Genomic DNA, 16131 nt, shown 5'->3' with positions numbered 1-16131 from the left:
AAGAACTATTTTCTATATAAAAAAAAGGAGTCACTTTTTAAGTGACTCCTTTTGTTTCCGTTTGTGTATCTGTATTAAAAACTTATTTTACACATTAAATCTAAAATGCATAATATCACCGTCTTTTACAATATATTCTTTACCTTCTACTTTCATTTTACCAGCTTCTTTAACCTTAGCTTCAGAACCATAGGTTACAAAATCTGTATAAGCAATAGTTTCTGCTCTAATAAAACCTTTTTCAAAATCTGTATGGATAACTCCTGCAGCTTGTGGTGCAGTAGAACCAATAGGAATTGTCCAAGCTCTCACTTCTTTTACGCCTGCGGTAAAATACGTTTGTAAGTTTAGCAATTTGTAAGCAGAACGTACCAATCTAGAAACACCAGCTTCTTCTAAGCCAATATCAGCTAAAAACATTTGTCTTTCTTCATAATCATCTAATTCTGTAATATCTGCTTCTGTACCTACTGCTAAAACAATAACTTCAGCATTTTCGTCTTTTACAGCTTCTTTAATTTTGTCTACATAAGCATTTCCTGATACAGCAGAAGCTTCATCAACATTACAAACATACAATACTGGCTTTGCTGTAATAAATTGCAAAACTTGTACAAATTCTATTTCTTTCTCAGAAAACTCTAAAGTTCTTACAGAAACACCTTTTAACAAAGTTTCTTCAATTCTTAACAAAACTACCAATTCAGCTTGCGCTTCTTTATTACCAGTTTTAGCCGTTCTTTTTACACGTTCTAATCGTTTTTGAACCGTTTCTAAATCTTTTAATTGCAATTCAAAATCAATTGTTTCTTTATCTCTAACAGGGTCTATAGAATTATCAACATGAATAATATTATCATTATCAAAACAACGAACCACATGTAAAATAGCGTCTGTTTCTCTAATATTTGCTAAAAACTGATTTCCTAAACCCTCACCTTTACTTGCTCCTTTTACCAAACCAGCAATATCTACAATTTCTACAGTAGCAGTTTGCACTCTTTCTGGGACTACTAATTCTTCTAATTTTTTTAAACGTGAATCTGGCACATTTACAACTCCTAAGTTTGGCTCAATAGTACAAAAAGGAAAGTTTGCACTTTGTGCTTTTGCATTTGATAAACAGTTAAATAAAGTTGATTTTCCTACGTTTGGTAATCCTACAATTCCGGCTTTCATGTTGTTAAAATTTTGCGATTGCAAATATAGGTTTTTTTGAATTTTAAATAAACATTAAAGTTCTAAAAGAGTTAATTATTATTATACTTACATAAATACTTAAAAGACGTAATTTCATTAAACAAACCGTTAAAAAATTGTTAATAAAGTTTAGAATTAATATATATTTGTGACTATTATTAATTCAAAATAAGAAGAAAAATGAAAAAAATTACACTTTTTTTATTTGCAATTATTTTTTCTGCTACGGCATTTTCTCAAAAGAAAATTTCGGGAACAGTAAATGATTCTGCAAACCAACTCCTACCTGGTGCAAGTATACTAGAACAAGGAACAACCAATGGAACATCTACCGATTTTGATGGTAAGTTTACTTTAAATGTGAAAGAAAACGCAACCTTAGTGGTTAGTTTTTCCGGATACGAAACTGCCTTTGTAAATGTAAATGGTAAATCTATTTTTAATATTGTGCTAAAAGAAGGTTTAAAGTTAGACGAAGTTATAATTGTAGGTTCAAGAAATGCTAAAAGAACAGCGGTAGACACTCCTGTTCCTGTAGATGTTATTGATGTGCAAGACTTAGCTGCTAAAACTGGTAAAGTTGAAATAAATGATATTTTACAATATGCAGCACCTTCATTCAATGCTACCAAACAATCTGGTTCAGATGGTGCAGATCATGTTGTACCTGCTTCTTTAAGAGGTTTAGGACCAGATCAAACATTAGTTTTAATAAACGGAAAAAGACGTCATCAATCATCATTAGTAAATATATTTGGTACAAGAGGTCGTGGAAATTCAGGAACCGATTTAAATGCAATTCCTGCCGCAGCCATTAAAAGAATTGAAGTTTTACGAGACGGTGCTTCTGCTCAATACGGTTCAGATGCAATTGCAGGAGTTATAAACATTGTACTTAAAGACAATACCGATGGCGTATCTGGAAGTATGGGTTACGGAGCTTATAGTACTGCAATTGGTGAAGGTTGGTCTGATGCAACAGGCGAAACTTTATTTAATGTTGAGGGTAAAAATAGATTAGATGGTAAAGACAAAAGTTTTGACGGTGGTACATTTAAATTAGACTTAAATTATGGTGTTGAACTAAATGATAAAGGTGGTTTTATTAATTTTACTACAGAATTATTAACAAAAGAAAAAACATTAAGACCTGGTTTTTCTTGGAGAAAAGGATACGGAAGTGCTGGAATTGATGGTTTTAATTTTATGGTAAATGTTAATTTGCCTATTAATGATAATACCGAAGTATATGCCTTTGGTGGTAGAAACTTTAGAGATACTGATGCTTATGCATTTTCTAGAAGTAGTTTTGCTGATGGAGATAACAGAGCAGTAGAAAGTATTTACCCTAACGGTTTTACACCAAGAATTACGTCAAACATTACAGATGTTTCTGTTTCTGCCGGAATTAAACACAAACTAAATAATGGATGGGAAGTAGATTTTAATAATACTTATGGAGCAAATAAATTCCATTACTATATTAAAGACTCTAACAACGCTTCTTTAAAAGATGCATCTCCAACAGATTTTAATGCAGGAGGACACAGTTTATCTCAAAACACAACAGGTCTTGATTTTAGTAAGTATTTAGAAGATGCAATGAGTGGAGTTAACTTAGCATTTGGATTAGAATATAGAACCGAAAATTTTATCATTTTTTCTGGAGAAGAAGCTTCTTATGGTTTATATGATAATAATGGAATATTATTAACAAACCCTGCTACTCAAACTGTTGCTACAGATAGTAATGGAGATGAATTATCTGGCGGGTCTCAAGGTTTTCCTGGATACAGTCCGGATAATGAAGTAGACAGAAGTAGAACAAATGTGGGAGTTTATTTTGATACTGAATTAAATTTCACAGAAAAATTCTTAGTTGGTGCGGCACTTCGTTATGAAGATTATAGCGATTTTGGAAGTACTTTTAATTTTAAATTAGCTTCTAGATATAAAGTAAATGATAATTTATCATTCAGAGGATCTATTTCATCTGGATTTAGAGCACCTTCTTTGGCTCAATTATATTATAATTTAAAATTTACAAATATTGTAAACGGAGTTTCTTTACCTTCTTTATTATCAGCAAATAATAGTACTGTTACAAGAGCATTTGGTATAGAACAACTTAAAGAAGAAAAAGCGTTTAATACAAGTTTAGGATTTACTTATAAAGTGGGTGGGTTTACAGCAACTGTTGATACATATTCTATTACTGTTGATGATAGAATTATTTTAACTGACAATTTTGATGCTTCAAGTTTAAACTTAGGTGTTGATGCGGCACAGTTCTTTGCAAATGGTGTAGACACAAAAACACAAGGTGTAGATATTGTTTTAAATTATAAGAAAAGATTTGATGAGCATATAATTAATATTGGTTTAATAGGAAACTTTAATGATACTAAAATCAATAGCATTAACACTCCAGAAACTTTACAAACTAAATTAGGTTTAAGCGCAGAAGAAGCAGAATTAACTTTCTTTAGTCCATTCTCTCAAGCATATTTAAATGCTGCTGCTCCAGATCATAAATTTGGATTAAATTTAGGCTATACTTACAAAAAATTTAATGCCGCCCTTAATTTCACTAAATTTAGTGAAGTACAATTACAAGATTTTCAATGGGTTGATTCTCCTCCTACTACACAAGCTGAAGCTGATGCTCTTTATCTAGTTGCAACAGATACGTATGAGAGTAGTATTACAACAGATTTAAGTTTAAGTTATGCTTTTACAGACAAATTAAACTTTACTATTGGAGGTAATAATATTTTTAATATTTACCCTACTCCACAATTTGATGGTTGGACAGATCAAGGTGGTTTAGCCGATTCTGTACAAATGGGATCAGATGGATCTTATTTCTTTGCTAGAATAGGATTTAAGTTATAGAACTTTATTTAATATAGAATACAAAAACGCCGAAATCAAATTGATTTCGGCGTTTTTATTTATCTTTATTTTAGATAGCAAACCTATTCATTATGCATAAAGCGTTGTTTTTCTAACAACTCTTCTTCAGTTTCTACCACATCATCATCTGGTACACAACAATCTACAGGGCAAACTGCCGCACATTGTGGTTCATCATGAAAACCTTTACATTCTGTACACTTATCTGGTACAATAAAATATATTTCATCAGAAACAGGTTCTTGGTCTTCATCTGCGTTCACAGATTTACCATTTGGTAAAACTGCCTTACCTTTTAAATCTGTTCCATCAGAATATTTCCAATCATCTGCTCCTTCGTATATTGCTGTATTTGGACACTCAGGTTCGCAAGCGCCACAATTTATACATTCATCTGTTATAATAATTGCCATAATTTTCTTTTCTGTTTTTGTACATTTGCAATTGCAAAAATAAAGCCAAAATAATAGACAACCAAAATAAATGATTAGTATTCAAAATAGAATTTCTGCATTCGTAAAATTAGGAGACTTTTTAAGACAGTTTTCTAACGAAAAAACACATAAAATTGACGGTGTAGATTATAACGAAATCTTTTTTGATGGGTTTTTACATCAAATTAAATTGGCGCAGGAAAACAATTCCTGGTTTACAAAAGAGAATATTTTGTTTAGCTTAAATAATTGGAGTAAATCTCTGAATGAAAAAGAGTTAAATAAACTTATTACAAGTGTTAATTTAAACCCTAATCAAGCTAAAAAAGTAGCCGTTGTTATGGCTGGAAACATCCCTTTAGTTGGTTTTCATGATTTTTTATCCGTATTAATTTCTGGTCATGAAGTGTTGGTAAAACAATCTTCTAACGACAAACATTTATTACCCTTTTTAGCGAAGTATTTAGAGTATGTTGAACCTAATTTTAAAGGAAAAATCACTTTTACAGAAGAAAAATTGTCAAATTTTGATGCAGTAATCGCCACCGGAAGCGATAATACTGCGCGTTATTTTGAATATTATTTCAAAAATAAACCAAATATTATCAGAAAAAGTAGAAATTCTGTGGCTGTTATCACCGGAAATGAAACTGCAGAAGATTTTATTAATTTATCTGATGATGTTTTTCAATATTTTGGATTGGGCTGTAGATCTGTTTCTAAATTATTTGTGCCAAAAAATTATAATTTTGAAGCATTTTTTACAGGAATGTACGCTAAAAAAGAGATTATTGAAAATGCCAAGTATGCTAATAATTACGACTACAACAAAGCAGTTTATTTGATGAGTTTGTTTGATTTGTTAGAAAACGGATTTCTGATGATTAAAGAAGATGAAAGCTACTCCTCTCCTATTGCAACTATATTTTATGAATATTATGACAACGAAATAGATTTAAAAATAAAATTACATCAAGACAGAGAAAAGATTCAATGTGTTGTAGCCAAAGATTTTATAGAAAATGAAATTGCTTTTGGTCAAACACAGCATCCTGCATTAACAGATTATGCAGATGGTGTAAATACATTAGAATTTTTATCAACCATATAACTCTCGCAGAGAAGTTTTAAAATTAACCGCGAAGACGCTAAGTTTTTCGCAAAGTTCTCAAAGTGTTACCACTTTGAATCTAAACATTAAATATTGAACTTAAGAGTATGAAAAAACATAATTTTAGTGCAGGTCCTTGTATTTTACCACAGGAGGTGTTGCAAAAAGCATCAGAAGCAATTCTAAATTTTAATGATGATAATTTGTCATTAATAGAAATTTCTCACAGAAGTAAACCTTTTGTAGCAGTTATAGAAAAAGCACGTTCGTTAGCCTTAGAATTGTTAGGATTAGAAAATAAAGGATACCAAGCCTTGTTTTTACAAGGTGGTGCAAGTTTAGAATTTTTAATGGTTGCTTATAATTTATTAGATAAAAAAGCAGCGTATTTAAATACAGGAACTTGGGCAGATAAAGCTCAAAAAGAAGCAAAAGCATTTGGTGAAGTTATTGAAGTAGCATCTTCTAAAGATAAAGGTTACAATTATATTCCTAAAGGATATACAATACCAGAAGATGCAGATTATTTTCACTGTACAAGTAACAATACAGTTGCTGGTACACAAATGAAAAGTTTTCCTGAAACAAATGTTCCGTTGGTTTGTGACATGAGTTCAGATATTTTTTCTCGCCAATTAGACTTTGAAAAATTTGACCTTATTTATGCCGGTGCACAAAAAAATATGGGTCCTGCAGGAGCTACTTTAATTATCATTAAAGAAGATATTTTAGGAAAAGTAGAAAGACACATTCCATCTATGTTAAATTATCAAATCCACATAGATAAAGACAGCATGTTTAATACCCCTTCTGTATTTGCAGTGTATGTTTCTATGTTAACCTTACAGTGGTTAAAAGATTTAGGTGGTGTTAAATTTATTGAAGAAGTAAACAATAAAAAAGCCGCACTTTTATATACAGAAATAGACAGAAATCCTTTGTTTAAAGGAGTTGTTGCCAAAGAAGATAGAAGTACAATGAATGCTACTTTTACGTTAACAGATGAATCTTTAAAAGAAAAATTCGATACCATGTGGGCAGCCGCAGGAATTAGTGGATTAAACGGACACAGAAGTGTTGGTGGCTATAGAGCAAGTATGTACAACGCATTGCCTTTATATAGCGTACAAGCTTTGGTAGATGTAATGCAAGCCTTAGTAAAAAAGGTTTAAAGTTTTAAATTTAATATTCAAAATTTTGAGTATTAATAAACTTTGAACTATAAATTTTAAATTTTGAACATATTTAAGAATGAAAATATTAGCAAACGATGGAATTTCTAAAAGCGGATTAGATGCTTTAGAAAAAGGAGGATTTGAAGTAATTACAGTAAAAGTTGCTCAAAATCAATTAGAAAATTATATTAATGAACACAATATTGATGCAATCTTAGTACGAAGTGCAACTCAAGTAAGACAAGAATTAATAGAAGCATGTCCTAGTTTAAAATTAATTGGTCGTGGTGGCGTTGGTTTAGATAATATTGATGTTGATTATGCAGAAGACAATGGATTGTTGGTAATTAATACACCAGAGGCTTCTTCTAGTTCTGTAGCAGAATTGGTTTTTGCTCATTTATTCGGAATGGTTCGTTTTCTTCATTCTTCTAACAGAGAAATGCCTTTAGAAGGAGATACTCGTTTTAATGCATTGAAAAAAGCCTATTCACAAGGAACGGAATTAAGAGGAAAAACAATTGGTATTATTGGCTTTGGAAGAATAGGACAAGAAGTTGCTAAAATAGCTATTGGTATAGGAATGCATGTCTTAGCAACTGATGACGATGTAAAAAGTGCGCCCATTACATTAGAATTTTTTAATGGACAAAAAGCTGTTTTTACTATTGAAACCATCGATAAACTAGAACTATTAAAAGAAGCAGATTTTATAACCTTACATATACCAGATCAAGAAGATTATATTATTACTGAATCTGAAATTGATACAATGAAAGATGGAGTTGGAATCATAAACACGTCTAGAGGTGGAGTTTTACATGAAGTAGATTTGGTAAAAGCAATAGAACGCGGTAAAGTACAATTTGCGGGTTTAGATGTTTTTGAAACAGAACCAACACCCGCTGTTCAGTTATTAATGAATCCAGAAATTTCTTTAACTCCGCATATTGGTGCAGCAACAAAAGAAGCGCAAGATAGAATAGGATTAGAATTGGCAAAACAGATTATTACTTTGTTAAGGAATTAGTGGTTATTAGTTAGTAGTTAGTAATTAGTAATAAGTAATTAGTAGTAAGTACTTAGTATTAAGTAGAAAGAAAATTCTGTAACTTTTTAAAATTTAAACTTTTGAACCTCTGAACTTTTGAACCCAAATATGATTAAAGAAAACTTATTAAAAATAAAGCAATCCATTCCTGAAAATGTAACCTTAGTTGCAGTTTCTAAAACCAAACCTATTAAAGACTTACAAGAAGCTTATGATGCTGGTCAGCGTATTTTTGGAGAGAATAAAATTCAGGAAATGGTTGATAAATATGATGTTTTACCAAAAGACATTCAATGGCACATGATTGGTCATTTACAGCGTAATAAGGTAAAATATATGGCTCATTTTGTAGATTTAATTCACGGTGTAGACTCTTTAAAAACCTTAAAAGAAATTGACAAACAAGCCAAAAAAAACAATAGAATTATCAAATGTCTTTTACAAGCCAAAATTGCAAAAGAAGAAACTAAGTTTGGCTTGTCTTTTGATGAAATTGAAGCCATTTTAGTATCAGAAGAATTAGCAACTTTAGAAAACATACAAATTGTTGGTTGTATGGGCATGGCAACATTTACAGACAATCAACAACAATTAAAAGAAGAGTTTTTATCATTAAAGAGCTTCTTTAATCAACAAAAATTAAAAGCGATTACTACCAATTGCCAATTTAAAACTTTATCTATGGGAATGAGTGGAGATTTTCTTTTAGCAATTAACAACGGAAGTACAATGGTTAGAGTTGGAAGTGCTATATTTGGTCAAAGAAATTATAATCCTTAAATTTCGCATTAAAGAAAAAGAATTTGTACGCAATTTTAGATATAGAAACTACCGGAGGAAAATTTAACGAAGAAGGCATTACAGAAATTGCCATCTATAAATTTGACGGTCACGATACCATAGACCAGTTTATTAGCTTGGTAAATCCAGAAAAACCAATTCAAGAATTTGTTGTAAGACTTACAGGCATTAATAACAAAATGCTTAAAAATGCACCAAAATTCTATGAAATTGCCAAACGGATAATAGAAATTACTTCCGATTGTATTTTGGTGGCTCATAATACTGCTTTTGATTATAGAATTTTAAGCACAGAATTTGATAGATTGGGTTATGATTTTAACAGAAATACACTCTGCACAGTAGAATTAAGTCAGAAATTAATTTTAGACCAACCTTCTTATAGTTTAGGAAAATTGATAAAATCTTTAGGAATTCCTATGACGGATAGACATAGAGCATCTGGAGACGCCTTAGCAACGGTACAATTATTTAAATTATTATTAGAAAAAGACGTCAACAAAGAAATTTTTCAAAATTCTATAAAATATTTTGACAGAAGACGTCAAAAACAAAAATTAAGAAGTTTAATAGATGAAATACCTGCCATTCAAGGATTGTATTACATCCATGATTCTGATGGTAAAGTAATTTATTTGGGCAAAGGAAAAAATATAAAAGCAGAAATAAATAGACTTTTCTTAAAAGTAACAAAAAGAGCGGTTAAAATTCAAGACAAATCATCTACCATTTCTTTTGATGTTTCTGGAAACGAACTTTTTACACGTTTAAAATATGCCATAGAAATAGAAGCTTTATCTCCAAAATTCAACTTTAGAAAAAAAGAAAAACCTACAATTCTAGATTTTAATAATGATAATTTTTTAATTATTGACAAAGGTCGAGAAGTAGAAGAAAACGCCATTATTTTAATAGAAGATAGTGAGGTTTTTGGTTATGGATATACAAATTTAAATTATCAAGAAAACAGATTAGATATTCTTAAAAAGGTGTTAACTCCAATAAAGAATAAACAAGCTGCAAAAACTATTATAAAAAGATATTTGAACAATTATAAAGTTCAAAAAATCATTAGATTGTAAATGAAAAAAATTACCTTATTAGTCCTACTCGCTTCCAATATTGTTTTTTGTCAATTAGAAAGATCTTCCAAAATGGGTCAAACCACTTTAGACGAATTAAAAATGACTGTTTACCATAGAGATTCTACTGCAACAGCGGTTGTTTTGTATGAACATGCAAATCTTTATATAGATCCTACAAATGATTTTAAAATCAGAACAGATTATTATTACAGAATAAAAATTTTAGACAAGTCAGCTTTTAACTTGGCAGATGTTGCCATTCATTTATTTAAAGAAAAAAAGCTTAAAAACTTAAAAGCAATTACGTATAACCTATCGGAAATAGGTACCATAAAAAGAGATGTTTTATTAGATAAAGATATTTTTACCACACAAGAAAATAAAAATTATAAATCCAAAAAATACACATTACCCAATATAAAAGAAGGCAGTGTTATTGAATATTCCTACAGTATTATCTCTCCTTATTTAACTATAAATGATTGGTATTTTCAATCAGATATTCCAAAAATTAAAAGTGATTTTGACGCAGCCATTTTAGGCAATTATAAATACAATATAAGAACAATTGGCATTGTAAATTTAGATAAGGATGAAGTTTCAATTAATAAAAAATGTGTAGATATTCCTCTAATTGGGGTTGGTGCTTGTGCAATTTATTCTTACGGAATGAATGATGTACCCGCTTTTAAAGAAGAAGATTATATGTTAAGTAAGAAAAACTACTTAATGAGACTTTCTTTTGACCTAAAATCTTATACTAGTTTTAGAGGTGTTGTTAAAAATGTTGCCACCACATGGGACAAAGCAGATAAAAGTATTAAAAACTATTTTTTTAATCACCAAACAAGTAAAAAAAACTACTTTAAAAACAAGTTACCAGATTCTATTCTTAGCACAGAAAACACCTTAGAAAAGGCAAAAAAAGTATTTAGCTTTGTTCAGAATCATTATACTTGGAATGAAAATTATTGGACTAGTGAAGATGCAAAAGTAAAAAATGCTTTTGATGACAAATCTGGCGATGTTGGTGAAATTAATTTATCATTATATAATAGTTTAAAAGCAGCAGAAATTCCGGCAAACTTAGTTGTTTTATCAACCAGAAATAATGGAATTCCAACAAAATTGTATCCCATAATTTTTGATTTTAATTATGTAATTATCAAAACAATAATTGATGGAAAACCTTACTTTTTAGATGCTACAGATAAATTTTTACCTTTCGGACAATTACCTACAAGAACTTTAAATGGAGAAGCAAGGGTTATCGATTTTAACAATGACGGTTATTGGGAAAAGCTTACTCCTAGCGTAGCAACATCAAAAAACACAGTTGCCAGAATGACTTTACAAGAAAACGGAGATTTTACAGGTAATTTAGTACTTACAAAACATGGTTATTTTGCATCTGAACAAAGAGAAAAATTAGCAATTACCACAGAAGAAAATTACTTAGAAGAGTTTGAAAATAAATATTCGAGTATTGAAGTAGAAGATTATAAAAACTCTTCTTTAGAAAACTTAAATTCTCATTTAAAAGAAACCTTTACTATTAAAATAACAGCGGGTGAACAATTAGAAAATAAGATTAAAATACGCCCCATTTTTATTGACCGATTAGAAGAAAATCCTTTTAAACTTAAGGAAAGAAATTATCCAGTAGATTTTGGTTTTTTAACCAATACAAAATACTCTTTAAACCTAGTAATTCCAGAAAATTATTCTTTTACTCAAATTCCAAAAGACTTGGCAATTTCTTTACCAAATAAATCAGGATCATTCATCTTTAAAATAGTAAAGAAAGAGAATAGACTTATTGTATTTGTTCGATTAAACTTGTATAAAAGTATTTTTTCTGCCGATGAATATTTTGCATTAAAAGAATTTTATAAACAAATAATACTTTCGGAAAATTCTTATATAACTATCGAAAAAAAAATGTAAAATTATAACCAATTTTACGCTGAAAACCTAAAATACGTCATTTGGCGTATTTTTTTTTATTATATTTATACGCAAATTTGTTACATAATTACCTTAAATACTCGAAAATGAAAAAATTATTTCTACTTATTTTTTGTATCCTTTTACCCACCTTATTATTTTCTCAAGATGAAAATGAAGAGCAATTTGGTACAGGTTTATTATTCGACGAAGCACTTTATGAAGGCGTGCCACAATCTGTGCCTTTAGTAACAAGAAGTTTTACAAAATTACCAACATCCTTTAGTTTAAAAGCCTATGCTCCAACTCCAGGAAACCAAGGTTCACAAGGTTCTTGTGTTGGTTGGGCAAGTGCATACGGTGCAAGAACTATTGCAAATGCAATTACCAAAAATTGGAAATATAATACTTCAAAAATCAATCAAAACACATTTTCTCCATCCTTTGTTTACAATCAAATTAAAGTAAATAATCAATGTCAGGGTGCATACATAGAAAATGCAATGAAAGTAATGAACAATGGTTCTGCAAAATTAATAGATTTTGCTTACGACTACACAACATGTTTAAAAACACCTTCTAGCTATGTTATTAGCAAAGCAAAAAATCATAAAATTTTAACTTATGAAAGATTGGCTAAATGGAATTTCCCTGTTAATTTGGCCAGTAAAGTAAAAAAAGCAATTGCCAATAAAAACCCTGTAGTTATAGGATTATTCAAATATAATTCACTAAAAATGGATGCTGATAAAGTATGGATACCTAACGGAGGTACACATGGGCACGCAATGGTTGTGGTAGGTTATGATGATAATAAAGCCGGTGGCGCTTTTGAAATTATGAATTCTTGGGGAAGCACTTGGGGTAACAAAGGTTTCTTCTGGATAAAATATACAGACTTTGAAAACTATATAAAAACGGCTTATGTTTTAGTTGATGACAGAAACGACAATGACAAAGAAGACAAAAAGGATAAAGAGGATAAAGAGGATAAAGAAGACATTACAATTCCTTTTGTTTACAATAAATTAGGAGGAGAATTAAACTTAAAACTTAGTGATAATACTGTGATGCCAATTAGTTTAGCTGATGGAGCAACAAGAAATTTTAACATTGTAAAAGCAACAAAAACTACTTATAAAGTTACAAAATCTTATACTTCTGGCACACAATTTAGAATCTATATAAAAAGTAAACAACGTGGTTATGTCTATTTAATTGGTTATGGTTCTTCAGATAAATCTGTCAATAAATTATATCCGTTTAATAATTATAGCGATTTTTTTAATTATTCTAATAGTGAAATTGCTTTGCCAAATGAAGATTATTTTATAGAATTTGATAACAATCCTGGTAGAGACATTTTGTGTGTTTTATACAGTAAAGAAAAATTAAATATTAATGATCTTGTTACTAAAGTTAGCGGCAGTTCTGGAGATTTTGTATCAAATGTAAAAAAAGCTTTATCAGATAAAATATTTAAAGGTTCTGATATCTCATTTAGTAAAGACAAAATTTCATTTAATGCTTCATCTAAAACCAATGCTTCTAAAGTTGTGCCTATTTTTATAGAAGTAAATCATCAATAAAAATATTATGAATATCCTTAGAAAAATATTATTTCTTACGTTTTTAATTAGCTACTCTATTAGTAGCCAAAACAGTAATTATGTTTTTCAAGAAAACTTTGACAATAACAATGGTAATTGGCCCGTTGGCTCAAATGAAAATAGAGTTTTAAGTGTTTATGGTGGTAAATACTATTTTGAACATAAAAGAACAAAAGATTCTTGGAGAGTTACATCATCAGATTTTAATTTAGATACTTCTAAAGATTTTGAAATTGAAACTTCAATCCAGAAAATTTCTGGAGTAGAAAACTCAGGAATTAGTTTTTATTATGATTTTAAGGATTCCGATAATTATAGAGAATTTGGCTATTCTTCTAATGGTTATTTTAGAGTTGCAGAAAATAAAAATAAAAAGTACACAACTTCAAAAGCTTGGACAAAGTCCGACAAAATTAAAACAGGAAATTATGGTATAAACACGCTTAAAATTTCTAGAAAAGGAAATTATATCACCTTCTATATTAATGGGTCTTATGTGTATAGCATGACACACAAAGATTATATTGGTAAAAAAATAGGCGTTGCCATCTATAAAAATCAAAAGATTGCGATAGATTATTTAAAAGTTAAAAATGTTTCTTCTACCAATTTTAACAATAACAATTTAGTGATTTTAAATGAAGATTTTAATGGTAATTCTTCTGAAGAATGGTCTGAAGCCGAAGATGAAAACAGAAAATTTAGACTTGCCAATGGTAAATATTATTTAAATCATAAGAGAAAAGAAAAAGGGTATTTAACACATATTAATAAATATTTTGACAGTTCTAAAGACTTTGAATTAGAAACTAAATTATTTAAAATTTCTGGAGACACAAATTCTCCATATGGAATTTTATGGGGAAAAAAAGGCGATAATTATTTTAACTTTTTAATTACATCCACCGGATTTTATAAAGTAAATAGGATTGTAAATAATAAAATAGAAACTATTTTAAAATGGACAAAAACTGATATTATAAATCAAGGAATTGGTGGAGCAAATACCTTAAAAATTCAGAAAGAAGATAACTATTATAAGTTTTATATCAATAATAAATATGTTACTAAAATTGATTTTGAACCTCTATTTGGTAACGAAATTGGGTATGGAATTTATTATGAACAAGAAATTGCCGTAGATTATTTAAAAATTAATAGTTCTATACAAAACAATAAAAAAACTGTTGTAACTAATAAAACACTTTCTCTGCCCCTTTACGATAGTTTTTCTACCAACAATAACGGTTGGCAAACAGAAAATTCAGATGATTATTCTGTGGCTTTAAATGGCGGAAAATTAATTATAGAAAGAAAGAAAAAAGGAGGCATCTTTATTAGCAGAAATGTAGCTATTAATACTAGTAAAGATTTTATAATAGAAACAAGTATTAGTGAAGTTAAAAATTCTATAAGTGGCTTGTATGGTATTACATTTGGTAGAAAAAATTCTGCAAATGAATATTCATTTTTAATCTCTGGAAGTAGTTATTTATATCGAAAATTTGTAGAAAATAAGTATACTAAAATTATCCCTTTTACAGAATCAACAGCTATAAAAACAGGAAAAAACGGAATTAACATCATAAAAATAGTAAAATCTGGAAACTTACTTCGTTTTTACATCAACAATCAATATGTAAATGAAACCGCATTTGAGCCATTTTTTGGTGATAAATTTGGGTATACATTGTATTATGATAAAAAAATTGCTGTAGATTATTTAAATATAAAATACCAAACATCAAGTTTTAATAATCCACCAATTGTGGCTATTACAGAACCTAATGTAGACGAAAAAAGAGGATTTAAAATTGTTAAAACTAAAAGAATATTTGTACGAGGAAAAGCCACAGATTCAGATGGAATCTATGAAATTACCATAAATGGCATAGAGGCAAATGTAAAAGAAGATGGAACTTTTACAGCTCAAGTACCTTTAAAATATGGTAAAAACGATTTAATTGTGAAGGCTACAGATTTAAAGCAAGCATCTTCAACAAAATCATTTACCATAAAACGTAATTCTCCAGAAATTATTACCAATAATACAGATAAAGAAGAAGTAATAGACATTGGATTTGGAAAATATTATGCACTTATTATTGGGGTTAGCACCTATAATGATAAAAACATAGTAGATTTAAAAGGAGAGCCCACAAAAGATGCACAAGCACTTGCAGACCTTTTAACGAGTAAATATAGTTTTTCTAGAGAAAACGTAAAAGTGCTTAAAAACCCCACTGAAAACCAGATTATAAGGGAGTTTTTTCAGCTAAAAAATAAAGTTGGTAAAAATGACAATGTAGTTATTTTCTACGCTGGTCATGGAAATTATGATCAAACAAGCGAAAAAGGATATTGGATGCCTGCAGATGCACAAATGGAGTTTGAAGGAAATGTAATTTTAAATACCAGTATTGTTTCTTATATAAAATCTATCAACTCTAAACACACATTATTAATTGCTGATGCTTGTTTTAGTGGTAGTATTTTATCTACAAACAGATCTTACAGCAAAGCTTCTGATGCCGTTAAAACTAAATATTCTTTACCAAGCAGAAGAGCAATTACAAGTGGTACACTTACAACAGTACCTAATAAAAGTGTATTTATGAAATACTTATTAAAGAGACTTACTCAAAATACAGATCCATATCTTTCTGCTGGTAAATTATTTAATATGATAGAAGACCCGGTAATTAACAATACTTCCGGAGAAAACAAACCACAATATGCACCTATTAATAGAACTGGTGATGAAGGTGGTGATTTTATTTTCATAAAAAAACAATAAGTTC

The 16131-nt window shown here is 29.4% G+C and carries 11 protein-coding genes; 9 read left to right on the top strand and 2 right to left on the bottom strand.

Annotated elements, in window-relative coordinates:
* Positions 1–87: 87 nt before the first annotated feature.
* A complete protein-coding gene (ychF, locus tag ACSHW5_RS01710) occupies positions 88–1179 on the bottom strand; it encodes a redox-regulated ATPase YchF (protein WP_435674375.1) in 1092 nt (363 codons plus the stop codon).
* 201 nt (positions 1180–1380) lie between these two features.
* On the opposite strand from ychF, the gene ACSHW5_RS01705 reads away from it, so the two are divergent.
* Positions 1381–4095 carry a TonB-dependent receptor gene (locus ACSHW5_RS01705; RefSeq protein WP_435674374.1) on the top strand — a complete coding sequence of 905 codons (2715 nt, stop codon included), beginning with the start codon at positions 1381–1383 and terminating at the stop codon, positions 4093–4095.
* 83 nt (positions 4096–4178) lie between these two features.
* On the opposite strand, the gene ACSHW5_RS01700 is transcribed toward ACSHW5_RS01705, so the two are convergent.
* The gene (locus ACSHW5_RS01700; RefSeq protein WP_435674373.1) at positions 4179–4529 is read right to left on the bottom strand and encodes a 4Fe-4S dicluster domain-containing protein; all 351 of its coding nucleotides are present in this window, start codon (positions 4527–4529) and stop codon (positions 4179–4181) included.
* Between the two features lie 70 nt (positions 4530–4599).
* On the opposite strand from ACSHW5_RS01700, the gene ACSHW5_RS01695 reads away from it, so the two are divergent.
* The 8 genes from ACSHW5_RS01695 (at position 4600) to ACSHW5_RS01660 (ending at position 16127) form a co-directional block, all read left to right on the top strand.
* Positions 4600–5661, top strand: coding sequence for an acyl-CoA reductase (locus ACSHW5_RS01695; protein ID WP_435674372.1), 1062 nt, complete (start codon positions 4600–4602; stop codon positions 5659–5661).
* Positions 5662–5768: 107 nt separating this feature from the next.
* Positions 5769–6833 carry a 3-phosphoserine/phosphohydroxythreonine transaminase gene (gene serC, locus ACSHW5_RS01690; protein ID WP_435674371.1) on the top strand — a complete coding sequence of 355 codons (1065 nt, stop codon included), beginning with the start codon at positions 5769–5771 and terminating at the stop codon, positions 6831–6833.
* Positions 6834–6912: 79 nt separating this feature from the next.
* The gene (locus tag ACSHW5_RS01685) at positions 6913–7866 is read left to right on the top strand and encodes a D-2-hydroxyacid dehydrogenase (protein ID WP_435674370.1); all 954 of its coding nucleotides are present in this window, start codon (positions 6913–6915) and stop codon (positions 7864–7866) included.
* 129 nt (positions 7867–7995) lie between these two features.
* Complete coding sequence (locus tag ACSHW5_RS01680; RefSeq protein WP_435674369.1) at positions 7996–8667, top strand: YggS family pyridoxal phosphate-dependent enzyme; 672 nt, start codon at positions 7996–7998, stop codon at positions 8665–8667.
* A gap of 23 nt (positions 8668–8690) precedes the next feature.
* Positions 8691–9770: an exonuclease domain-containing protein gene (locus ACSHW5_RS01675; protein WP_435674368.1), complete on the top strand. Its 1080-nt coding sequence runs from the start codon at positions 8691–8693 to the stop codon at positions 9768–9770.
* Positions 9771–11720: a hypothetical protein gene (locus ACSHW5_RS01670; RefSeq protein ID WP_435674367.1), complete on the top strand. Its 1950-nt coding sequence runs from the start codon at positions 9771–9773 to the stop codon at positions 11718–11720. It abuts the gene before it with no gap.
* A 107-nt stretch (positions 11721–11827) separates the two neighbouring features.
* Positions 11828–13309, top strand: coding sequence for a C1 family peptidase (locus ACSHW5_RS01665; protein WP_435674366.1), 1482 nt, complete (start codon positions 11828–11830; stop codon positions 13307–13309).
* 7 nt (positions 13310–13316) lie between these two features.
* The gene (locus tag ACSHW5_RS01660; protein WP_435674365.1) at positions 13317–16127 is read left to right on the top strand and encodes a hypothetical protein; all 2811 of its coding nucleotides are present in this window, start codon (positions 13317–13319) and stop codon (positions 16125–16127) included.
* The last annotated feature ends 4 nt before the right edge of the window (positions 16128–16131 follow it).

It is taken from the genome of Polaribacter sp., assembly GCF_051251875.1.
Taxonomy (GTDB): Bacteria; Bacteroidota; Bacteroidia; order Flavobacteriales; family Flavobacteriaceae; genus Polaribacter.
Note: the sequence above shows the minus strand (reverse complement) of the source record. Positions and strands in the feature narration are given on the sequence as shown.